The sequence below is a fragment of the Desulfobacula toluolica Tol2 genome (assembly GCF_000307105.1).
Classification (GTDB): domain Bacteria; phylum Desulfobacterota; class Desulfobacteria; order Desulfobacterales; family Desulfobacteraceae; genus Desulfobacula; species Desulfobacula toluolica.
On the sequence record NC_018645.1, the window covers coordinates 1,704,693 to 1,728,614 of the forward strand.

Below are 23,922 nucleotides of genomic sequence, written 5' to 3' on the forward strand. Positions count from 1 at the left end.
ATGATTCTGTTGTGGTATAAAGTTAAGCAGCTGTAATTTTTTTAAACATATCCTATAGCATTTTTATTTATAAATGTAAAAAATGGAAAGACTATATTCATCATGGATGCTGTACTCAAAGATTTTGATTTCAATATGTTTGAAGCCCAATGGAAAAAATTATCTGAAGAAAAACAAACTATTATTGTCGAAATAGCAGAGCAGTTGGATCCAGCAGATGCAATTATAGCGGTTTTAGCAGGAATCACATCCTATCATTTTCATTTGAGGAACAATGCAAAGAGGAGCCTTGAGACCATTCAACATAAAATTCATGCTCTTTTAGCAGATCCATCAGATAAAGAGGGATTCTTGCAGGGCATGAAAGCATCCGCTTCAGTTTGTGCAAGGATCTGTGCTTATATTCGTCCCGGCCTGCACTTTAATGAACTCAGTTATTTTTTTACAAAATTGCTTGAATTTGAAGGTAAAGGGGCTTTTTTTGCTTACAGGCTTGTTTACAGGGGGCTTGTCTGCGTAAGTGACATGGAAAAAATCATTTCCAATGTTTCTGAGCATATGAAGCTTGCTTTTGTGGATCAATATATTCAAACCAGCCCAAGTGCCAGGTTAAAATTCGGATTGTCATTTAAAGGCATTTTAAGATCAATTCAGCATAGAAAGGCGGTTGTGGAATTTTATGCCGGCCTTTTTGACCGGAGAAGGGATGCAGACCCTATTTTATACAATATTAATGCCGGGTTAAGAGATCCGGATAAAATCATTTTCAATGAGATACAATCTCAGTCACCTGATATAAAAATTATGGGACTCAAAGCACTCTCCATGATGGTTAAAAAAATTTCCCCGGTTTTATTGATCAACATCTTGAAAGCAGATACCAATGAAAACGTAAGGCTTGTAATCTATAAAATCATTGAAAATTCTTCAAAGGGGATGTATCCGGAGCTTTTTTGTCCGATTTTGGAAATTTTTTATGAGAGTGATTTGCCGGAAGCCTTTGCCGCTTTCAAAGCGCTGCTTGTATCGGGAAAACTGCCGCCTTATGCCTTGATTGAACTTGTAAAGAAAAAATATCCCGCACTGATGCCGGTGATCATGATTGAAATATCAGAGTTGTCAAAAATTTCTTTTTTCATTATTCAGGATATTGCTTTGAATAAAGAAAAATATTTAAACGAGAATTTTGATGTGAATCTTGCCTGTGTTCTGGGGATGATCAAAAAACGGCCGGAAAGGGTTGTCAATATATTAAACCGATATGGTATTGATTCCAAAGATTCTTTAAGATCGGATGTTGTCCAATTCATAGAAAAAATAAAACAGTTTCTCCATCTGGAAAAAAAAAGTATTGAAACTGAATTTGATTCTATCATCAGTTTGGCCAAAAAGAATTCAAAAACAAACAGGGGTTTTATACAAAAATTTTTTTTAAGCCCAAGTGAAAAAAAGATAGAAGCTCTTAAAAAGAATACTTTGCTGAAGTCGATTGATTTTAAAGATGAAGTAATACAAAATATCGACCTGTCTTGTTGTTCTTTTTTTTCCGTCTCTCTTTTCTTTTGTAAATGTAATATTCGTAATTGTGATTTTTCCAGGGCATCTTTTTTCAAGGCATTTTTTAAAAAAAGCCTTTTTTACAATGTTGATATGCACGAAACGGAATTTGACCGGGTTAATTTTGATGACACCGTTTTTATAAATGTTAATGCACAGAACGCAACATTTAAGAATTGCAGTTTTCAAAATGTTTCTGTTTTTAATTGTAATTTTAATTGTGCGGATATGACGGATGCATCATTTTTGAATGCTGTTATCTCAAAAACCTCTTTTAACCGGACAAAAATTGCTGGTGCCTGTTTTGCTCATTCAAGAATTTCTGCAGTATCCTTCGTAGATTCAAACATTGAACAGGCTGATTTTTCAAATGTCTCTGCAAGGTTTTGCAGATTTCCTTCCGGTGCAGGGCTAATCGTTAAAACCCAAGATATGGATTATAATGCCAGAGAATTTCAAGTTTCTTTAAACGATATGCCAAAAATGGATAAAACCACGGTGGCTCAAATAAATATTTTGATTTTCAGTGAATTTATTCATTATGGTGAGAAAAAGTTTTTGAAACAAAATCAACTAAGCCTGCTGACAGCGTTTGATATTTTTAAGACCAAGCAAGCGGATTTATTTCAAATCATACCTTTTTTGCTTCATGAACATATTGAGTTTCAAGGCGTTTCAGGCATCAGTGATAAAACACCCCGTGGTATCTGCGATTATGTGCCGAGTTTTGAAACCCAAGAAGTTTTAAAAAAATATATAAGCATAGATAACATACCTGTCAGGCGGTGTAAAAATCATGCAATTGAAGGACTTTTTACCATTGGAAGCATAGGGTCTATTGCCCAGACCTCAGAATCGGATATTGATTACTGGATCTGTATTAATGAGGATAACTTCACTGAAAAAGAACTTGATCTTTTAAAAAAGAAACTGAAAACAATCGAACATCTGGCCCTGTACGAATTTGACACTACGGTCATGTTTTTTCTGGTGGATATTATAAAAACAAAACATAATGATTTCGGGGAATCAACATTTGAAAGCTCCGGTTCTGCCCAGACAAGACTTTTAAAAGAAGAATTTTACAGGACAATGATTTATGTTGCGGGGAAAATACCTCTTTGGTCTGTATTACCTACTGCAATCAGTATTAATTATTATAATACTATTTTAAATGAAATCTCAAATTTTTCAAAGTTTGTAAGATATATGGACTTAGGTGATATCCATGCCATATCAACAAACGAATATTTTGGCGCGTCCATCTGGCAGATGTTTAAATGGCTGAAAAGCCCGTTTAAATCCGTGATCAAAATAGCTCTTCTTGAAAAATATATTTATGAGTATGGTAAAGAATCATTGCTTTGCAATAAGTATAAGGATGAATGGATGAATTCCGGCATCCATTTGCAGCTTGCCCAGAATGATGCTTATTATATTTTGTTAAAGAATTTGATAAATTATTATCAGACAGCAAAAGATGAGTACTCGGTTAACCTTATGCTGACCTGTTTTTTCCTTAAGCTCGGCATTTCAAAAGAAGAGCAAATTGATAATACTGTGTTTGGCCTTAGAAAAATACTGCTGGAAAAATGTCTGATAAAATGGAGCTGGAAAAAAAATAAGATATTTTATATCGGAGGTTTCAAAACATGGCCTTATAGCGATATTGTAAAACTTTCGAACAGCATTAAAAAGTATATGAAAAAAAAACATGCAACAGTAAAAACATTGTTTCAAGGCATGTTTCATGATCGGTCAAGAATCAGCCCTGAAGACCGGATAGTACTTGAGAGAAGGGTGAGTATTGAATTTTCAAAACAACCGGGCAAGGTTGATAAGATCCTTCTCATATCACAAAATGACAGGCATTTTCAGGGCTTGCATCTCAAATATATCAAAAGAAATGATACGATCGGGACTTGGGAGCTATTTAATAAAAATAAAAAATCGGTTTATCATAATGAAGAGTCTTTGATTAAAGCAAAAACCATTGAAGAAATTGGTGCATGGTTGATTAACAATAACCTTTATAAAGAAACTGCTGTCGTTAATTTAATCCCTAATCCTACCTATGCAAGCTTTAATGATATCCGCAAACTTTATAAAACCATGTATGATTTTTTCAGTCCTGTATACAAAAAAGTCATCACTTTTGATCAGCTGTCGGAGGAAAAGGAAGTGATATACCTGTTTGTATCCATAAATTTTTATTCCCCTAGACAGCAACAAAAGATAACTGAATATACGGCAGTTTATTTGAATTCATGGGGAGAAATATTTTGTAAATCATTTTATTCGGATCATGGTTTTTCAACAATGGAAGAAACAAAAAAAGATCTCATGAACAGAATCGGCTTGGAAAGATTACCGGAAAATACAGTCTTTTATTTTTCAAAAGGAGCTGTAAGATAGGATTAAGATGGGGAAAGGGGAACAGATTTAAAATTTGTCCCCCCTCTGTCATATAACATGCATGCTATATTATTGGTTCTTGATTAAAATCCACAACCACCTTGACGATTTCATCCGGATCATCAAGGAGGTGAAAAAGGTTGAGATCTTTTTTTGAGATCATATTTTCTTTTAAAAGCTTGTCCTTTACCCATTGGATAAGACCTTCCCAGTACTCGGTGCCCACAAGGATAATAGGGAATTTCCTGATCCGCTGAGTTTGAATCAGTGTTATTGTTTCAAACAATTCATCAAGGGTTCCAAAACCGCCCGGCAGAATGATATAGGCCTGGGCATATTTTAAAAACATCACTTTTCTTACAAAAAAATATTTAAATTCAATTTGAGTTGTTGCATATGGATTGGGTTTTTGTTCAAAGGGAAGAGTGATATTCAAGCCGATCGAATCTGCATTTTCTGTTGCCGCGCCCTTGTTGGCCGCCTCCATAATCCCACCCCCACCGCCGGTAATAACCGAATATCCGTTTTTAGCAAATACTGCGGCCAGGTTTTCGGCTTTTTTATAATACGGGTGGTCGCAATCGGTTCTGGCAGATCCGAAAATAGATACTGCAGGTCCTATATCATGCAGCGAGTCAATTCCTTCAACAAATTCCCCCATAATTTTAAACAAACGCCAGGATTCGCCTGTTTTAAAATCATTAATGGGGTATTTTCCGTTAACAGGGTATTTTTCCATTTTGATAATTCCAATAACTTCTTTGTCTTTAAATCCAATTGTATTGTGGGAACTGGTAAACTTAAACAATATGTGCTATTTTAACCTTTAAATCAAGGGCCTATCATATATAAATTTAACTGTCAATTATAAGCCTTTTCCCTTACATTGACATTTTAAGGGGAAAGATATAATAAAAAAGAAAATTTTTTTTCAAAGAAAGAACAATATTGAAGAATAGTGAAATAATTACTCGTAAAACATTGGTTAAAAATGAACTTGGAATGCACGCAAGACCCGCATCCAAAATCGCACAAATGGCTGAGCTGGCTCAATCCGACATTTGGCTTTGTGCAAACTCAACAAAGGTTGATGCAACAAGTATCATTGATATATTAACCCTGTGTGCTGTGAAAGGAACCCGGATTGTGATTGAAATCGAAAATCAGGAAGATATGGTGATTCTTGATCGGATTGTTGATTTTTTTGAAACCGGTTTTGGAGAAATATAAAAGATGGTCATTTCAAAGTCACGTCAGATAATTATAAAAGGAATCAGCGGGTCACCCGGTATCTGCATCGGTAAGGCATATATCGTTGACAAAGAAGGTGTCAACCTCATTAAGCGGTATCCAGTAAGTGACGCACTGGTGCCAAAAGAGATAGACCGGTTCAAGCAGGCTGTTTTAAAAGCAAAAAACGACCATGCCAAGATCATTGAGGCCCTTGATGATGATATTGGTGAAAATTTGAATATCCTTGAAACACATATGGTTCTGTTTAAGGATAAAATGCTGTATGGCAAAACCATTGATATTATTACCAGTGAAAAGATCAATGCGGAATGGGCCTTGAGAAAAGTATCAAGAAAAGTCAAAGCCATGTTTCAGCAGATTGATGACAAATATCTGCAGGCCAGGGTAAATGATATTGTTCAGGTTTCAGACAAGATTATGTCATATTTGATTGGTGCCCAGGACATTAAGATTTCCGATATAAACAAGCGTGTGATTATTGTTGCACATGATTTGTCTCCTGCGGATGCCAGTCAGATACAGCTTGAGAGAATAAAAGGGTTTGTTACCGACCGTGGCGGAAAAGATTCTCATACAAGTATTGTTGCCAAATCATTAAAAATTCCTTCTGTGCTGGGACTGGGCCGGGCAACAATCAATGTTAAAAATGATGATATTTTAATTGTTGACGGTTCTTCCGGAACTTTGATCATAAACCCGGATGAAGACACTCTTTTTGAATATGAAGCCCGCCTGGCAAGGTTTGAAGAATACAGGGCAGGTTTGGAAAGAGAGAGTCATCTTCCGGCTGTCACTAAAGACGGATTTTTTTTAAACCTTATGGCCAACATTGAGCTTGTAGAAGAAGTTGTTGCAGTCAAAGACTACGGGGCAATAGACATAGGTCTTTTCCGGACCGAATTTTTATACCTTGATTTAAAAAGGTTCCCGACCGAGGATGAACTCTTATGTAAATACAAGGAACTTGTCGAATTAATGAGTCCGCAGAGCGTAACCATCCGGACACTTGATATTAATGGAGACAAGGTTAATCCATATTTATCAACGGTTGAAGAGGCTAACCCTTCTTTAGGGTTGCGGGCAGTAAGGTTCTGTCTTGAGAATGAGGATATCTTTATTACGCAGTTGAAAGCCATTTTAAGGGCGGCAGCCTTTGGAAATATCAAATTGCTGATTCCGATGATTTCTTGTGTCGAAGAAATTATTCAGGTCAAACAGGTTATCAATAAAGCAATCCTTGAACTTGACCATGAAGATAAAATTTTTAATAAGGATATTCCTCTTGGCATTATGATTGAGGTGCCGTCTGCAGTCATTATGGCTGAACACCTTGCCGATCATGTAGATTTTTTCAGCATTGGAACAAATGATCTGATTCAATATTCCATGGCGATCGACAGGCGCAACAGGCGGGTAGCGCATCTATACCAGGCATTGAATCCGGCGGTGTTAAAAATGATTAAAATGACCTATGACGCTGCAAAGAAAAAAGGTATAGATCTGGTAATGTGTGGAGAGATGGCAGGTGATCCAATTAATCTGCCTGTTCTTGTGGGTATGGGATTGTCAAATTTTTCCATGAACCCTGCTTCCATTCCGGCAGTTAAAAAATTGATTCGTGAACTTGATGCACAAAAGGCTGAAAAGAACGTAAAAGAAATTATGAAATTCAATACTGTGCAAGAAATATCGGATTTTATTTTAAAGGAATATAAAGATATCCTCCCTTTTCGAGAGACGGATGAAAACCTATGAACTCAGAATATATTAAACTCATTGCAACCAATAAAAAAGCCCGGCACAACTATTCCATTGAATCAGAATATGAAGCGGGAATCGTTCTGGTCGGGACTGAAGTTAAATCTATCCGGGAAGGACGAGTCAGTTTTCAGGATGCGTACGCAGATATTAAAAATGGTGAAATTTTTTTAAGACAATTACATATCTCACCATACAAATATGCATACTACAGCAACCATGAATCATTGAGAACGCGAAAGTTGCTGCTTCATGGATATGAGATTAGAAAACTTTGGTCAAAAATTAAAGAAAAGGGATATACCCTGGTCCCGTTGAAGATATATTTTAAAAACGATAAAATTAAGGTTCTCATTGGTCTTGGCCGAGGCAAAAAATTATTTGACAAGCGGGAAAGCATCAAGAAAAAAGATATGAAGCGAGATCTTGACAGGGAAAGAAAAAAAGAATCCTTTTAGCAAAGAAACCCTGTGCCATAGCAAAGTTGCTCAGGATTATTTCCAGGACAGAAGGGGAGTCGGCAAGCTGCTACAGCTTTAAAAAACGGATAAAAGATAAAAAATGATGCAAAAAGGCAGTATTGTTTTAAAGATATTTTTTTGTATAACTACTTGAATTTGCGAATAAAAATGGTGGAGGCGGCGTCCATCCAAAAGGTTGATAATTACCTTTGAAAACAAATAGTTAAAAACTATATTCGATTAAAATACCGTCAAGTTTTTTTTATTCTAAATGATTTTATGTTAAGGTTTTAGCTCAAAAATAGACATAAAACTCTCCTCAATTTTATTCACCTCCAGAAAAGACTTCGTAGATTAATTAAAAACAGGGCCTCCACCATCAACCTTGCAAAAAAAAATTGAAGACTAAGGGATAGTCCGGGGTGTTTTTGATCTCGGAATCCCTTCTTAATAGGCAGAACAAGTCCGGGTTATCCAAATATTTTCAGTATGAAAAAAAATAAACTTTTATATACAATTTTTGAAAATGAATTTCATGGCTGGAAATTAAAAATTGGAGATACCAGATATTGTGGTGAGCGTTTCTATAAAAAAAAATCATGACTTCACGTTAGAGTACTCAGTCCCACCTTGAATAAGGGACTCGGAATAAAATAATCACCCCAGTTGTTTTAGCCAAAAGATAACAACCTTTTTTGATTTTGGCTACAATTACAGCTTGGATTTACCAATCCAAATAGAATGGTACGTTTTATTGTTTCCAAGCCCCTAAAAGCACCAAATAATAAAGCAAGCACTCTTTTCCTATCCTTGAAGCTCTCTATTCAACTAAATATTTATTCAAAAAATTAAAATAAAAAAACCTATTTTTTTTCAAAAATAGGTTTTTTTAACGATTTACATGTGAAACTTGGAGTGATATAAAAATTAAAATTCTCAATTCTAAAGGAGATTTCCGATGCTCACTATTAACATATTAGGGTTTTCTCCTTTATATGCTTTCAGGAAAATATCGCTACTCTTGTTTTTACTGTTTTTCACACTTTTCTTTTCTCCAACATGTTTGTATTGCGAAACAAACGATTTAAAAAGAATGACTGCAGAACAAACGGTCATTAAAAAAAAGCGGCTTCAAACCATTATCGTGGATAATTATTATCCATATAGTTTTGTAAATGAAGCAGGACAACTGGATGGTTTCAGCGTTGATCTGATTAAAGCCGTAATCAAGGCCATGTACCTGGAACTTGATATCCAGGTTGATGATTGGGATAAAGCTCAAGACAGTCTGAAAATCGGGGCAATTGATCTTCTGCCCATGATGGCCTATTCCAAGGTCAGGGATCAATATTTTGATTTCTCAGTGCCTCATACCATTGCCTTTGATGCTTTTTTTACAAGAAAAAATACAAAAAAATAGAGTTCGCAAATGATTTTTACAACCAAACCATTATCATTATGAAACAGGACCAGGCCCATAATTATCTACAGTCTATTGATTTCATATCACCACCAACTGATCCTGATTGAAAGCATACCCGAGGCACTTAAACTGCTGTCGTCCGGATAGGGTGGGTCGCCTTTATTCCTAAGGTAGTGGGGCTTGTCTCTATTAAGAAAATGGATTTAACCAATCTTGAAATATCACCGATTTTCATACATGATTACAACAGGCCTTTTAGTTTTGCAGTTACAGAAGGGAACCAGATGCTTTTGGGACTGCTAATCCAGGGATTGTTCATGGTTAAAGAAACAGGCCAGTACCGAACTATATTCAAAAAATGGTTTAGGACTTATGACCCTGCCGAGATGTCTAATAGTTCAGATCCTGAAATATTTTATCTGTTGGGTGGTTGGTTTTATATTACTTTGCGGCGTATTGGTATTATGGTCCCTTTCCTTTTCTACTTAACCAGAACGTCACGCATCTTTTTCGAAAGATCTTTCATCATAATCGGCTTAAATAAAAACCCTTTAATACCAACGGACAGCACCTTTTCTTCAGAAAATTTTTCACTATAGCCTGTGCAAAGCAATATTGGAATATCAGGACGTATTTTTATCAGCTCAGCCGATAGCTTATTTCCAGGCATAGCCGGCATAGCCATATCAGTGATGACCAAGTCAAATTTATCAGGGGTACTCCTGAAAGTTTCAAGGGCTTCAATACTGCTGGTGTGTGGCGTAATATGATAGCCCCAACGCTCCAACATCCGTTTTTCCATTTTAATAATACTTTCTTCATCATCTACAAGCAAAATTTGTTCAGTCCCTCTTCGAAATGGTTCTTCAGCTTGGCTTTTCTGATCTTCAGAAACATTTTTTTCTACTGGAAAATAGAGATTGAACTGTGTGCCTTTACCCAACTTACTATAAACTTGTATTGCACCCCCCATGCTCGTTACAATACCATGCACAACAGAAAGCCCCATCCCGGTACCCTTGCCCTCTTTTTTAGTGGTAAAAAAAGGATCGAAAATTTTTTCTTTCACATCTTTATCAATCCCTATGCCGGTATCTGCCACTACCAAATGGGCATAATTACCGGGCTTCATATCGGGATTGATCAAATCAGGTTCTCCAAGTTCAACTTCTTTAAGGCTTGCCGTTAATGTGCCACCGTCATCTTCCATGGCATGAAAAGCGTTTATTGCCAGGTTCATAATGATCTGGTGAATTTGTATGGGGTCAGCGTTTATTGCACTGCATTCAGTGTCTATATTTTGATTGATATCAATGGTGGTTGATATTGTAGATCTTATCATTTTTAGCGCTTCTCTAAAAATTGGCTGTATCTTTATCCGTTTTATTTCATTTTTTTGTTGTCTTGAGAATGCAAGAATTTGTTGGACCAGTTCCCTGGCTCTCAAACCAGCAGTGTAAATTTCATTAAGGCTGTCCCTGTATGGACTGTCTTCAAGAAAATCCTCTATTAGCATCTCCGTATGACCTACAATGGGGAAAAGAATGTTGTTAAAATCATGGGCAATACCTCCAGCCAAAGTGCCGATCGATTCCATTTTCTGAGCTTGTTGGAGTTGTGTTTCGATTTTATTTTTTTCAGTTACATCCCGAAATACCAATACAACACCAATAATTTCACTGTTTATATTAAAAATGGGAGCGCCGCTGTTGGCAATCATTCGCTCTGTACCGTCTCTTGCAATGAGATTTGTGTAATTGGAAGGCTCTACAACGGATTTTGCTTTTAGCACTTTTTCAACCGTATTTTCGCATTGTTGTCCGGTTTTCACATTTATGATGTTAAAGACATCCTTGATATCCCTTTCGTAAGCCTCAACTTGAGTCCAACCGGTAAGTTTTTCAGCTATTTTGTTGATCAGCGTAATCCGACCTTTTGTATCTGTGGTTATAACCCCATCACCTATGGAACGTAATGTAACCAGCAGGCGTTCTTTTTCTTGGGAAAGTGCTATTTCGGTTTTTTTTAGTTCGGTAACATCCCGGTACACAACACATACTGAAGACACAGCTTCATTTAAAGCGTATATGGGGGAAATAATTGAATCGGTATAGTAAAGACGCCCCATCATTTCTTGTTCGTCTTGCACTCTCAGCACTTTACCTGTTTCAAATACTTTGTCAATGCGGCTCATCCAAAGAGTCATAAAATAAGGAGTTTGCCCCAATCCATCTCTGATGTTCCTGCCTATGACCTTGTCTGGCGTAGTCCCGAAATGATCAATCGCCGACTGGTTAGCGTAGAGATAGTTGTAGTCTTTGTCCCAAATCAAAACACAATCTTTCGCCGAATCAAATGCAGCCCGGAAACGTCCCTCACTTTCACGCAGGGCCTCTTCAGCCTGTTCGCGTTCAGCTATTTCGGTTTTCAACTGAACGTTTGCTGAATTAAGCTTTTCTGTTCGCAATTTAACCTGTCTTTTCAGGCCTTTGTTCAAAATAAGGATTGTAATACTCGATGATCCAGTTTTTAAAAATTGACATAGAATTGCAATGTCAGTTATTATCTCCATATTAACGACAAGCCTTATATTTGAGAGATGGTGATGGTTCATGTCTCCCCCATGGCCTTAGATTCATATGTTTGGTTGAATCGTTTGATTTGACAAAATGCTCTTTTAAAAATACCGAGATTTTTTTAAAGTAAGATTCTGGGTTGTCGCTATATATAATTTCTTCAACAAAGGATAAGATGCTGTCAATCTTGATGATTTCACATAGGCTGCCAACAGTCTTTGCGGGCAGTTTGTTGTTTATTGAGGCCATCTGGTCAGGATGAAGCAGGAGACAGTGATCAACCAGCAGGCTCAAGGTCAAACTTCTGTAAGACCCATCTTCACCCGGTTGTTTGGTCAGTTTTCCCCATCCTTCATTCGCCTTATGGTCTTGAATAAAAACCTCTACTAACCATCGGAGAGTATAGACTTCTGTTATATCAATATTTTGCCATGTTAAATCCGTAGCAACAAGATATCGATATTCCTTTTCTCCTTTATATTTCAACGCAATAACAAATCTTCTTTTGTCGTGGGCACAGACATACATTCTGGCACAGCTAATATACACTTTAACCTCCTTACCACCGCGTACACATAATGTTTGTTCAACCGGCTGACAATGTTCAAAATATTCTTTCACTGATTTTTTTTTATTTTTGATCAAGATGTTTTGATTGTTTCTTAATTGGCTGACTATTTGAGATGTCCCTGTAATTTCTGATGCCTTGTCCATAAAAATGGCATTGCCATATAGGGCATCAGCAACAACTGCTTCTATCTTTATAGCCGGATGTTTTTTTACAAATGTCTCCAGCAGTTCATTGGCAATCATCGTAATGGTAGGGTATGCTTCGGATCTTGCAGGTTCTTTGGGACGTTCTGATTTTGGGACTCCAGCTTTTTTTAGCCTTTTATCCTCTTTGGACCACTTACTTATCTCAGGATCAGGAATATGAAAAGCGTAGCCTATTGGAACCGTTATTTTGGGGGTTATCAAAGTCAAAAACACCAGACCTTGGCCCATGCAAAATCCACCTGTCGATTTGTCTTTTATTTTATGGACACCAAAGATTTTAGTCGTACATTTGCTGCGTTTTTTGTCTGAATCATCAATACTTATAACCCCTTTCGTAATGCCATAAGTTTGAAAAACAATACTGAGGCTGAAATGGAATAGATGTTCCCAAGCAATTTTAGAATTCCGAAACATCCAGGAAAGAGCATTCTTTTTATACTGTCCCACACTAATACGAGAGAAGGCCGACCAATTAATGCTGTTTGTCAAAATTATTCCGGTAATGCAGAAGCCCAGCCAAAGCTTTTGAGTTCTACTTAACGACATTCCAGGAGAATGTTGGATTAATGCAGCATTTAATAAATCGGTATAATTCTCAACAAATGGCAACATCTTTTTTATTAACATTTCCGCCTCATCATACATAATCAGTGAAGCGGTTGCATATATCAAATCATCTCTTGTGTTTAAATGATTTTTATTTTATTTTGTCCATTGAGGCTGGCCATCCGATGGGTGAGATACTTCCTGTAAGGTTGTATTATAACATCGACTTGACCAGCCTTTTCATTTTTAATCTGGATTTACCATTCCAAATAAAAAAACTGGATCATCGAGTAATAATAATTGTAATAATTGCTCCGAAAATGCTTCCAGATACAATCCAAAAACGCCTGTTTTTATAGAAAGGTTTATATTCCAATCCCAAGGAAATCCAATTTCGGTAAATAGCGTCTTTTTCAGCCTGAGTGATAAGAGCAAGCCCCTTTTCAAGTATCCTATTCAGAAGCGGCAAATCCTTTCTTGATGCAAAGCAAAGTGCATTTGTATAATCCGCATATCCTGCAACACGAAGGTTTGTTATCCCGTGTTTTTCAATAAAATATGATGCAGCAGCCAGATTGACAACCGCCGCGTCGACGTTTTTTGTGGCAGTTTCAAGCAAACAACCGGTTTCTTCTTTAAAAATGACAAGGTGCAAATAACTATAATTGTTTTTTATGAAATCCGTAATTGCATATCCTTTTGAAACGGCAATCTTCATATTTCGCATATTCTCTAGTGCCAAAAAACCTTTTTGCTCTTTTCTGACAATAATCACATTTGGAATCTCTATGTAGGGTTTTGTAAAGAGTACATATTTAGATCGTTCCGGATTTTTTTGCATTTCGCAAATTACTTCAATCTCATTATTTTGTAACTTCTTGATGATATTTGTCCAGGTATCTAACTTGTCCAGCTTGAATTTAAAGTGAAGTTTTTGTTCGATGAGCCTGTAATAATCAACAGCAATTCCAATAGGGTAGTTATTTATATCTGTATCGATAATAGGCGGCCAGCCTTTTTCATTATTAATGGTTATCTGTCCGGCATGCTGCATTAACCATGCTCTCTCCTCATGTGTCAGGGGGTCCTTGGTTCCACACCCGATCAAAAAAGGAAGCCCTATAAACAGAAAAGCGCAGATTACCAATAAAATCCCCATGTAATTACCGGGACAAACGTACTTTCTGAATTTATACATAAATTACCAATGATTATTTTTGAATTAAGACAAAATGCTTCCATACTAATTTCCTGTGACGATTGTATGTCAAACAAATAACGGAGCCGTTCAAAATATTAACATATCTTGTCAAACTATAGCTCCTGAAAAATAAAACCTTGAGTATCAAGTCTTTACTGTTTATTAAATGACAGACCTTTCAGATTTTGTATATCTGATTTTGTTTGTGACTCCAAGCCAAATAATGTTTAGGATCTGCGGCTAACCGGATGCCAAAAAAAATAGATCTTTGCCACAGCTTTTCATCCGGTTCGTCCGCATATTTTGTATAATTTAAATATCTAACCGCATATCACTCAGGATTGAAAGAATATGCGATAAGCATAGTTAAAAATCTTTTAAAATCTAAACTTATTCGTTAGATCTGCTTTTTTTCTATTTCTTTTAATAAATCAATAATATCTGGCACACCAAAGAATGTGCCAAAGCAATCAGTACCGTAAAGTGGATTTCTGCTACCTTTCAAATTGTGATCTATGGATGCTTTTTTCCAATACGTGGGTGATGAAGGTTCTTTGGGGAAAAAATTAAACTTGTTTTGATGAGAACTTGCATTCCTTATGTGTCTAAATAGTTCAAATTCCGGCGACTTGTCATTTCTCTCTTTCACTGCTTCATATGCTGTGTTAGCCAGCATACAGCAGCAAACATTAATGTAATTGTCAAAAGTAAAATTCCCCTTTTGGATGTTTAAAACAACATCGTGAGGGTAAAAGTGCCTTGGTTTAACCCACTTACCTTCCATGCTAACCCAATCTTTTTCTTTTAAATTAATCAATTTATCGTTGTTTAAAATAAAGGAAACCGTTGATAATGATGTCATAAAACTCATGACCATTTCAAAAAAAGGTAAACCTTGCTTGAACTGTATATGATCATATTCTTGCATTAGCTTTTTGTTCATAGATCTATGAAATGATTATACTGGTCTGTTTATCATGTAAATTTGAATGATGTTTTAAAATCAGTTCCAATAAAGGCATACACGATTAATTTGAAATTTGCCAGATAATTTTTACTCATATTATCGTTAATGGCTATTGCTCAAATTTTCATCATGATTAAAACTCAAGGATGATTGCATTGAATGTTAAAATTTTCAATCAAGTGAAAATTTATTCTGAAATAAAACAAGAATTGAATTGTAAAAAATGCCGAAAAACAGGCAAAACCATTTTGCACATGTTTTGCACATGCAAAATAGCAGGTTTTGAAATTGTAAGTTATTGATTTTATAGATATTTGTTGGTGGAGGCGGCGGGAGTTGAACCCGCGTCCGAAAACAATCAACCTAGGCTTCTACATACTTATCTCAAAATTTATATTTGTTGTAATGTCTCCTTTGAGATGGATACAAAACAATATAGTCTGAAAAGTTTAACTTTTAAGGTTCAGACGCCCTTAAAAAGCGGTCTTGCAAAGTCGACGCCCTGACCTGAGATCTGCAAGAAGGATTTCAGGAGGACGGAAGCTGCCTTAAGCAGCTACAGCGTAATTATAATCATCTGCGATTATGTTTAATGCTTTGCCAATTTTACGAGCTGACAAAAAACTCGGTATGCTACCATGGGCCTCAAAATCTCCGTCGAAGCCATTTCGCCCCCAAATTGTAAAAGATCAATTGTTTTTAAGAATAAGCTTAAATGCCTAAAAAGTCAATGTTTAACTCGATGTTTGACAAGGATAACGCATGTGAATATTCTAAATCCCCTTTATATGATCATAAGGTTGCTGCTAAAAAACGTAATCCCCTCCATTTTTGAACAGCCAAAACCCAATTACTTTTTGAAGAACTTCGAGAAAAGCTGAACAAATATAAACTAAAGCCAGGGTTTGCCATTGAACAGCACTTGGCAAAGAATCTGCTCTGCGTGGCTTATACTTTAGTCACCAATAGACTGGAAGATGCTTTATCAATCAAAGAAGCCATATTGGCAAATAAAAATCAGTACAAAATTGTAACAAATATGCATCAAAATCAAAAAAATCTATTGACATTTTTAAGATTGGTTGATAGATTTATTGGGTTAACTTTATGGGCCGTTAGCTCAACTGGTAGAGCAACTGACTCTTAATCAGTAGGTCCCGGGTTCGACTCCCTGACGGCCCACCATAAAAAAAACAAACAAAGGTTTTCAGCTTTTTTGGGGTTGAAAACCTTTTTGTTTTGGTTGTGCATAGGTTGCACTATTCTATTTCTTATCATCTAAAACATCAGCTCAGTATCCATGATTAAATAATATCCAAATATGGTATCATGCAGAACATTATGCCTTGATGAAGCAAAAAAGAAATTTAGAACCCTCTAAATTTTTTGAGCTTTAAAAAAAATATGAGAAGTCAGTTTGATAAATATTTGCCGCAATGGAACTGTGTTGCTGTTTCTGAGGCAATTGGAGTTTCAGCGGTTATTTATAATCCGCGTTCCTTAAAAAAGCCTTGAGGCAGCGGCAGAGGGTCTGTCATGGCATGTGAAAATATTGGAAGCATAAATATCGAGTGTTTGCTTAATGGTGAGGATTGGATTGTAAGGTGTTTGAATCTGGTAAAACTCTGGAAAATTTTGTTTGCCAGTATTTTTTTTGAGTACCAGACGAGTATTTTTAAATAAGTTTGTAGGTATTTTATTGGAAGATCTCAACATTTCCAGCACCGTAACGGATAATTTCCGGTACGTCATCAATTAAAGAAATTACGCTTGAAGGAGACCCCGGCACAGAACCCCCATCAATAACTATATCAATGGTGGTTGCAAAATAATCATGAAGCAGTGACGGGTCATCAAAAACCTTTCCATCCGGTCGGGTGGCACTGGTTGAAATGATAGGGTGGCCAAGTTCATTGGCCAGTGCCAGTGCGATTTTATTATCAGGAACCCTTATTCCTGCTGTTCTCCGTTTGGTCAGCATTATCTTGGGAACCAGTTTGGAGCCGGACAGAACAAATGTATACGGTCCCGGCAATAACCTTTTCATATTTCTATATGCAAAATTGGATACTTTGGCATATTTGGAGATATCTTTTAAATCAGGACAGATAAAACTAAAGGGTTTGTTTTTATTGCGTTGCTTTATGGTGTAAATTTTTTCAATGGCTTTTTTGTTCATAATATCACATCCGATACCATAAAATGTATCTGTGGGATATGCGATAATCCCGCCTTTTTTAATAATATCTACTACCCTTGAGATCTGTCGCTCCTGTGGATTGTCTGGATTGATTTTTAACAGCATGCGTTCTTTTTTGTCCTGTTTTCCTTTGAATTGGTTTTCAATCAAATAAACTTATAAAAATTGCCAGAAAGAAAAGATATCACATTTATTTAAAATATTCATCTTTTTTGATTTCTTCCGTTATACAGCCTGATAATTGGTTGGGTGTTATATTGAGATGAAAGAATATTTTTTTTTCCAGATTTATTGTATTGGTCCACATTATTTGAATACGATCTTTAAAACTTTTTTTTGTTCCATATTTAACCTTGATATATTCAAGTCTTTTGTCCAGGGATACTACTTTGTCATGCAATACCCGTTTGTCAGAATAATTGACTATTTCCTGCACCGTCACAGGCGAATCGTTTTCATAAGAGTCCAAAATAACGTGTTGACGTATGATATCACCTATTTCCGGATATCCTAATTCGGTTAACATCCGGCCGCCGGTTTCAGAATGGCGCTCTTTTGTATCAAAACTTCTGGTTTTTGTTATGTCGTGGAGCAATGCTGCGGAAATTGCCAACCTGGTGTCAAGATCAGGAGAGGTTTTTTTAAGCTTTATACATAGAAATCGGGCCACATTGGAAACCATTATAGAATGGTCAATGATATGGTCCATCATATCCATTTTCTCTATCAGCTTAAAACATTCTTTTTGGGACGGTATGTTCATAGGCCAATCTCTTAATTTTTAAATGAAAGTCTTCAAAAATCCAAACAGCGACTTTCATGCTTTATTGTGGGCAAACCAAAAAGACCAGATCGTTGTAAAAAATTGTCAAGTATGCCCGTGGCAGTTATTCAAAGGGTTAAAATTATACTATTTACCGCTAATATAGGAAAGGTTTTTTTTAGTGTGTTGTTTTTTTGGCGTCATGTCTCTTGAAAATCAATTTGTTTTGCAACACAAGATGGTGTATGTTGAATTTATAGAAATTGTCCTGAATACCTAAGCTTATTGCCTTTTTAAAAAATAAAATTCTGTATTGTTCAGCCGTGTTTTTGTTTTTCTTGTTCAGATGTCAAAATAATAATTCAGGTGTTTTTTTGGTTGATCTTTGTTGAAAGAAAAGATCAGTTTGTTTGTGGCGAAAATCACCAGCCTGGGAAAATAGGGAGGAGATGATGACGAGATGTCAAAGGTCATTGCGGAGGTTGTCATTGATATTCTCATTAGCACTTTCAGTTGTTTTTTTGTGGTCTGTAAACGGGTATGCCTACGACAAAATAGTTAAAATAGGTTTGAATTATCCACGAACCGGCCCATACTCAGTTCAGGGCCTTGATCAGATCAGGGCCACAGAACTTGCTGTGAATGAAATAAACTCAAACGGCGGTATCCTGGAAAAAAAGGTGAAAGTGGTCTGGCGCGATTCCCAATCAAGGGTTGATACAACAATTTCAAATGTCACGGACTTGATTGATAATGAGCAGGTAAAGATGGTTTTTGGAGGCTCTGCCAGCAATGTTGCCCTGGCAGCCAGCCGATTGTGCCAGGAAAAAAGGATCATCTTTTTTGGCACTTTGACCTATTCAACAGCAACAACAGGAACACATGCCCATCGCCATACATTCCGCGAATGCTATAATGCATGGATGGGAGCCAAGGCCATTGGCAGTTATCTTAAAAAGCATTTTCCTGCAAAACAAAAAAAATATTTTTACATCACAGCAGATTACACATGGGGAGACACAACAGAATCTTCTGTAAGACATTTTACAGGAACCAAAGACAAAGAGAGACACAAAGGCATAAAAATATCCTTTCCTGATGCAACAGAAAAAGAATTTAGAAAAGCAATCCTGTTTGCAGGGATGTTGAAACCGGACGTCCTGGTACTGGTTCTTTTTGGAAGGAATATGAGTACGGCAATCAGGCAGGTAAAAATTCTCGGACTTGAAAAGAAAATTCAAATTATCGTTCCAAATCTTACCCTTGGGATGGCACAAGATGGTGGACCAAGAGTTATGGAAGGGGTTATCGGAACGCTTGCCTGGTGCTGGCAAGTGCCGTATCTTTATGATTATCCAAAAGGAAAAAAATTTGTTGAATCATTTGTCAAAAGGTATAATAGATATCCGTCCACATCCGGGGCTTGTGCTTATACAATTTTATATCAATACAAGCAAGCAGTTGAAAGAGCTGGTTCCTTTGATTCTTCCGCAGTGATCAGAAGCCTTGAAGGCCACAATTATGTTTCGTTAAAAGATGAACAAATGTGGCGGAAGTTTGACCACCAGTCGGTGCAGAGTGTGTTCACTGTAAAATGCAAACCTGAAATTGATGTCATAAAAGACAGGTTTCATCTGGATTATTTTGAAATTATTGAAAAAATGACAGGAGAAGAAGCTGTCCGCACGCGAGAAGAATGGAATGCTTTGCGCCTGAATTCAGGCATGCCAATTGATTTGGAAAAACTGCCTGATTGAGCAAACCGAATTGATTAAACCGAACTGAACAAACCGAATTAACTAAAAAGGTATGGCGGTTCATATGGTTTGTTGTGCTGTATGATAACATGCGGAACACAAGGATAAGGTGAAGGCAATGAATATTGGAACTTTTTTTAAAGGAACCATAAGATCCAAGATCTTTATCGGTTTTTTTATTGCAGTAATTCCCATGATAATCATAGTTTTTATTAATTATTACCCTACCCGTGAGAATACGATTCAGACTGCATGCCGACTGATGGCGCTTTCCGCTCAAAACTGTTCCGAAAGACTGAACGCATATTTTAATGCCAGGGGAAGAGTTTTTATCAACTGGACTGAAGATGATGTGTTCGGCATGGCAATTGAATTTAACACCATCATAGAGTTGAAAGAGTATTTTTCCTCTTTGATGAAAAATTATCCTGAATTCTTGTTGCTTTTGTTTACAGATGAAAATGGAAAAGTTCTTGAGGCAGCTTTTCGCGAAGATACGGAACTTATGGATATTAAAACCTTAAAAGGAACCATTGTCACACAGACTGCTCAATTAAAAGAGGGCAATGATCACAGTGTGTCTCTTGTGAAAAACGATTTCGTAAAAAAAAACGGTTGGCAGAATTCATATACCGCTCTTTATAGTTTTAAAACACGAGATTCTTCAGGCAGGCAGAATGGATTTTTTCTTGCATACCTTGACTGGTCAATAATCCAGGGAATGATTGACCAGTTGTATGTTCAGATGATTCAAAACAGATTTAAAAGCAGTCATATTGCTATGATTGACGCGAACACTCAAATCATTATCAGTCATTCAGTCAAAGAATTTTTAAATCGCAGACTTTCACCTGACAGATCTCTTGAAAAAATCAAGCCTGCAAAAGACAAAAAGGCTGTAAAAATTTCAACTGAACGTGGTGTGGAATATGTTATATCAAAGCCGCTGATTATGGCATCAACTTTTTTGACCTTGAAAAAAACAGGGGATTTTAAACCGGATATTTATCTTGCTGTTTTTGTAGCGCAAAAGGATATTCTTTCAAGTTTTCGTAAGATTGTGGGTTTTGCTGTTGCTGTCGCAGGTATCGGCTGCAGTGTTATCTTTTTGATCTGTTTTATTCTTGCTCAATCCATTACCAGCTCAACAAGAGAGCTTGTTCGCGTTCTTGAAGCTTCTGAGAGAGGGGATATGGACGTAAGAGCAGGTTTGACTTCAAAAGATGAGATCGGTTTTTTAGCAGAACGGTTTAATGCCATGCTGGAGCAGATCAACGAGTCATCCAGTATCCTTAAAAAAAGCGAGTCAAAGTATCGGTTGATCTTTAATAATTTGCAGAATGCCATAAATAAAAAAGAGTTTTCATTCAGATTTACACCTGATTCAAACAAAGATGATCTGGTCGTATCCATGAACAAGATGCTTGCAACCCTTGAAAAAGCGGATACTGAAACAAGCAGTCAGGACTGGCTGAAAACAGGCCAGGCAAACCTTAACAACACTATAAGCGGAGAAAGAAATCTGACAACCCTTTGTCAAAAAGCAATCACATGTATTGCCAAATATGTCGGCGCTCAAGTGGCTACTTTTTTTGTCAGGGATACTGAAAAAGAGGAATTTGTTCTTATAACAAATTATGCCTTCAGACAAAGAAAAGGTTTTATGAACCGGTTTAAACCTGGTGAGGGTCTTACCGGGCAGGCGGCATTGGAAAAACAGCGAATTCTTTTTACTGAAGTGCCAAATGATTATATGAAAATTGAATCTTCTCTTGGAGCTGCAGTGCCAAAAAACATTCTGGTTCTGCCTCTTATATTTGAACAGGATGTCAAGGGAGTGATTGAAATAGGTATGGTCTCATCTTTTACAAAACTTCAGATCGATTTTATTGAACTTGCGGGTGATATTCTGGCAGTTGCATTAAATACAGCCATGTTTAATGAAAAGCTTGAAGAGTTGTTGGAGCAAACAAAACAACAGTCTTTGGAGCTTCAGGAACAACAAGAGGAGCTAAAGGCGGCAAATGAAGAACTTGAAGAACAGACCGTTATTTTAAAAAAATCAGAATCAAAACTGCAACTCCAGCAGGAGGAGTTACAGGCCAGTAATGAAGAACTTGAAGAAAAAACTGAAATTCTTGAAGCCCAGAAAAATGAGATAGAAAAAAAGAATACCTCCCTTAAGATAAAGCAAAGAGAGGTTGAAGAAAAAGCAGAACAGCTGGAACTTGCCACCCGGTATAAATCCCAATTTCTTGCCAATATGTCCCACGAGCTTAGAACACCGCTCAACAGTCTATTGATTCTTGCCAATATGCTTGCGGAAAATGAAGATCAAAACCTCACAGCAGAACAGGTTGAATCCGCCAGATCCATTCACAGAAGCGGACAGAACCTTTTACGCCTGATCAATGACATCCTTGACCTTTCAAAAATTGAGGCTGGAAAAATTGATATTAATATCTCAAAAATCAGCGTTGAGAGCCTTGGTGCCAATTGCAAAACAGAGTTTATGCACATGGCAAAAGCAAAAGGGATCGAGTTTAAACTGGATTTAAAACAAAATTTGCCAAAAACAATTACCACAGATGAACTCAAGCTGAACCAGATCATCAGAAACCTTATGGGAAATGCCGTTAAATTTACTGAAAAAGGGTCTGTTGCACTTATTATTTCCCGGCCTGATCCTGATGTGAAATTTGACGCAAAAGATCGGGACAGAAAAAAAACAATAGCCATTTGTGTTGCCGACACAGGCCCTGGAATACCACATGGTCAACTGCAGCTCATTTTTGAGGCGTTTAAACAGGTTGACGGAACCATTAGCAGACGCTATGGCGGAACAGGTCTTGGACTGTCCATATCCCGTGAGCTTGCCATTCTCATAGGAGGCGAACTTAAAGTCAGGAGTACGCCCGGCAAGGGGTCTTTTTTCACCCTTTATATTCCTGAAATTTATGCGGATGAAAAAATTGCTTTACCGCCTGAAAAGAAAAAAACAAAAGAACTTAAAACAATTTCTGAAAAAAAAGAGAGCCAAAAAGAAATTTTGGTGACACAAGAGGCATACTTCCCTGGCAAAACCATGCTGATTATTGAAGATGATAATGAATTTTCCGCTATACTGGCCGCTTTTTTCCAAAAAAACGGTTATGAAAGTATTATTGCATCAGACGGCGAAACAGGGATTAAATTTGTAATCGAACATCAACCCACTGCCATCATACTTGATATAGGGCTTCCCGGTATTGACGGATGGGCGGTTTTAAGTGAACTCAAGAATAATCCGGCCACACGGCATATCCCCGTGCATATCATGTCGGCTTTTGATAATACACGGCAGGGGCTTGAAAAAGGGGCTGTGGGATACCTTACCAAGCCTGTTGATACCAGGGGCCTTCAAAAAGCGCTCAACAGGATTGAAAGTGTCCTGGCAAGCGATGTCAAAGAACTTCTTATTGTTGAAGACGACAAAGAGCTTAAAATGAGCATCCTCAAGCTCATGAAAACCAATGACATCAATGCAGTTGCCGTTGAAACCGGGAACAAGGCCCTTGGGCTGTTAAAAAAACAGAAATTTGACTGTATGATTCTGGATCTGGGGCTTCCCGATATCACAGGGTTTGAATTGCTGGACATCATCAATACCGATCCTGTTGTGCAAAAAATTCCAGTGATAATCTATACGGGTCGTGACTTAAGCCGCGAAGAGACACAAAAACTTGAAAGATATTCTTCCAGCATTGTTTTGAAAAGTGCCGTGTCCATGGAAAGACTTCTGGATGAAACAGCCCTTTTCATGCACCGTGTGGAAAAGGATATGCCGGAAAATCATAAGAAAATAATACAAAGCTTAAGAGAGCGTGAATCCATACTGCCAGGAAAAAAAGTTTTACTGGTGGATGATGATATGCGAAATGCCTTTGCGCTCAACAAGTTTTTAAAATCCAAAGGCATGGATGTCGTGATTGCAGATAATGGGCAAAAAGCTCTTGATATCCTTGATCAAGGCATAAAACCGGATATTATTCTGATGGATATTATGATGCCGGTGATGGATGGTTATCAAACCATGAAAAAAATCAGAAAACAAAAGGAATTTAAGAGCCTGCCCATCCTTGCCTTAACTGCAAAAGCAATGGAATCGGATCGAGAGGAATGCATCAAATGCGGGGCAAACGATTATCTGTCCAAACCTATTGACACGTCAAAATTGCTGACCATGCTCAGAATATGGCTTTATTCGTAGACTTGGGTGGTGTGAATT

General features: G+C 37.0%; 14 protein-coding genes, 1 tRNA gene and 1 other RNA gene. 8 read left to right on the top strand and 8 right to left on the bottom strand.

Going from position 1 to position 23,922, the window contains the following annotated elements; all coding sequences use genetic code 11:
• Positions 1–102 precede the first annotated feature (102 nt).
• Complete coding sequence (locus TOL2_RS07810) at positions 103–3,972, top strand: class I adenylate cyclase (protein ID WP_014956958.1); 3,870 nt, start codon at positions 103–105, stop codon at positions 3,970–3,972.
• Between the two features lie 64 nt (positions 3,973–4,036).
• Here TOL2_RS07810 and TOL2_RS07815 read toward each other — a convergent pair whose 3' ends face one another.
• Complete coding sequence (locus TOL2_RS07815) at positions 4,037–4,711, bottom strand: LOG family protein (RefSeq protein WP_041279887.1); 675 nt, start codon at positions 4,709–4,711, stop codon at positions 4,037–4,039.
• 209 nt (positions 4,712–4,920) lie between these two features.
• Here TOL2_RS07815 and TOL2_RS07820 point away from each other — a divergent pair, with 209 nt between their 5' ends.
• The 4 genes from TOL2_RS07820 to TOL2_RS07835 all read left to right on the top strand — a co-directional run bounded on the left by TOL2_RS07820 (position 4,921) and on the right by TOL2_RS07835 (position 8,865).
• Positions 4,921–5,202, top strand: coding sequence for an HPr family phosphocarrier protein (locus tag TOL2_RS07820; protein ID WP_014956960.1), 282 nt, complete (start codon positions 4,921–4,923; stop codon positions 5,200–5,202).
• A 3-nt stretch (positions 5,203–5,205) separates the two neighbouring features.
• Positions 5,206–6,981, top strand: a complete 1,776-nt coding sequence (gene ptsP, locus TOL2_RS07825) for a phosphoenolpyruvate--protein phosphotransferase (protein WP_014956961.1) — start codon at positions 5,206–5,208, stop codon at positions 6,979–6,981.
• Positions 6,978–7,442 (top strand): SsrA-binding protein SmpB, encoded by a 465-nt coding sequence (gene smpB, locus TOL2_RS07830; protein ID WP_014956962.1) that lies wholly within the window; start codon positions 6,978–6,980, stop codon positions 7,440–7,442. Before ptsP ends, smpB begins: the two co-directional genes overlap by 4 nt.
• A gap of 1,096 nt (positions 7,443–8,538) precedes the next feature.
• On the top strand, positions 8,539–8,865 hold the full coding sequence (locus tag TOL2_RS07835) for a transporter substrate-binding domain-containing protein (RefSeq protein WP_158406078.1): 327 nt from the start codon (positions 8,539–8,541) through the stop codon (positions 8,863–8,865).
• Between the two features lie 484 nt (positions 8,866–9,349).
• Here TOL2_RS07835 and TOL2_RS07840 read toward each other — a convergent pair whose 3' ends face one another.
• From TOL2_RS07840 to ssrA, 5 genes are all read right to left on the bottom strand, one after another.
• Complete coding sequence (locus tag TOL2_RS07840) at positions 9,350–11,482, bottom strand: PAS domain-containing hybrid sensor histidine kinase/response regulator (RefSeq protein ID WP_083863523.1); 2,133 nt, start codon at positions 11,480–11,482, stop codon at positions 9,350–9,352.
• Positions 11,442–12,893: a transposase gene (locus TOL2_RS07845; protein WP_148278077.1), complete on the bottom strand. Its 1,452-nt coding sequence runs from the start codon at positions 12,891–12,893 to the stop codon at positions 11,442–11,444. Before TOL2_RS07845 ends, TOL2_RS07840 begins: the two co-directional genes overlap by 41 nt.
• A 157-nt stretch (positions 12,894–13,050) precedes the next feature.
• Positions 13,051–13,821 (bottom strand): transporter substrate-binding domain-containing protein, encoded by a 771-nt coding sequence (locus tag TOL2_RS07850; RefSeq protein WP_158406080.1) that lies wholly within the window; start codon positions 13,819–13,821, stop codon positions 13,051–13,053.
• A gap of 544 nt (positions 13,822–14,365) precedes the next feature.
• Positions 14,366–14,896 carry a hypothetical protein gene (locus TOL2_RS07855; RefSeq protein ID WP_014956967.1) on the bottom strand — a complete coding sequence of 177 codons (531 nt, stop codon included), beginning with the start codon at positions 14,894–14,896 and terminating at the stop codon, positions 14,366–14,368.
• Between the two features lie 357 nt (positions 14,897–15,253).
• Positions 15,254–15,611, bottom strand: a transfer-messenger RNA (tmRNA) gene (gene ssrA, locus TOL2_RS24070).
• A gap of 433 nt (positions 15,612–16,044) precedes the next feature.
• Here ssrA and TOL2_RS07860 point away from each other — a divergent pair.
• A tRNA-Lys gene (locus tag TOL2_RS07860) sits at positions 16,045–16,120 on the top strand.
• Between the two features lie 511 nt (positions 16,121–16,631).
• On the opposite strand, the gene TOL2_RS07865 is transcribed toward TOL2_RS07860, so the two are convergent.
• Both TOL2_RS07865 and TOL2_RS07870 read right to left on the bottom strand, forming a co-directional pair.
• Positions 16,632–17,240, bottom strand: coding sequence for an L-threonylcarbamoyladenylate synthase (locus TOL2_RS07865; protein ID WP_014956968.1), 609 nt, complete (start codon positions 17,238–17,240; stop codon positions 16,632–16,634).
• An 85-nt stretch (positions 17,241–17,325) separates the two neighbouring features.
• The gene (locus tag TOL2_RS07870) at positions 17,326–17,898 is read right to left on the bottom strand and encodes an HDIG domain-containing metalloprotein (protein WP_014956969.1); all 573 of its coding nucleotides are present in this window, start codon (positions 17,896–17,898) and stop codon (positions 17,326–17,328) included.
• Between the two features lie 488 nt (positions 17,899–18,386).
• Here TOL2_RS07870 and TOL2_RS07875 point away from each other — a divergent pair, with 488 nt between their 5' ends.
• Positions 18,387–19,655, top strand: coding sequence for a substrate-binding protein (locus TOL2_RS07875; protein ID WP_014956970.1), 1,269 nt, complete (start codon positions 18,387–18,389; stop codon positions 19,653–19,655).
• A 118-nt stretch (positions 19,656–19,773) separates the two neighbouring features.
• Positions 19,774–23,904: a response regulator gene (locus TOL2_RS07880; protein ID WP_014956971.1), complete on the top strand. Its 4,131-nt coding sequence runs from the start codon at positions 19,774–19,776 to the stop codon at positions 23,902–23,904.
• The last annotated feature ends 18 nt before the right edge of the window (positions 23,905–23,922 follow it).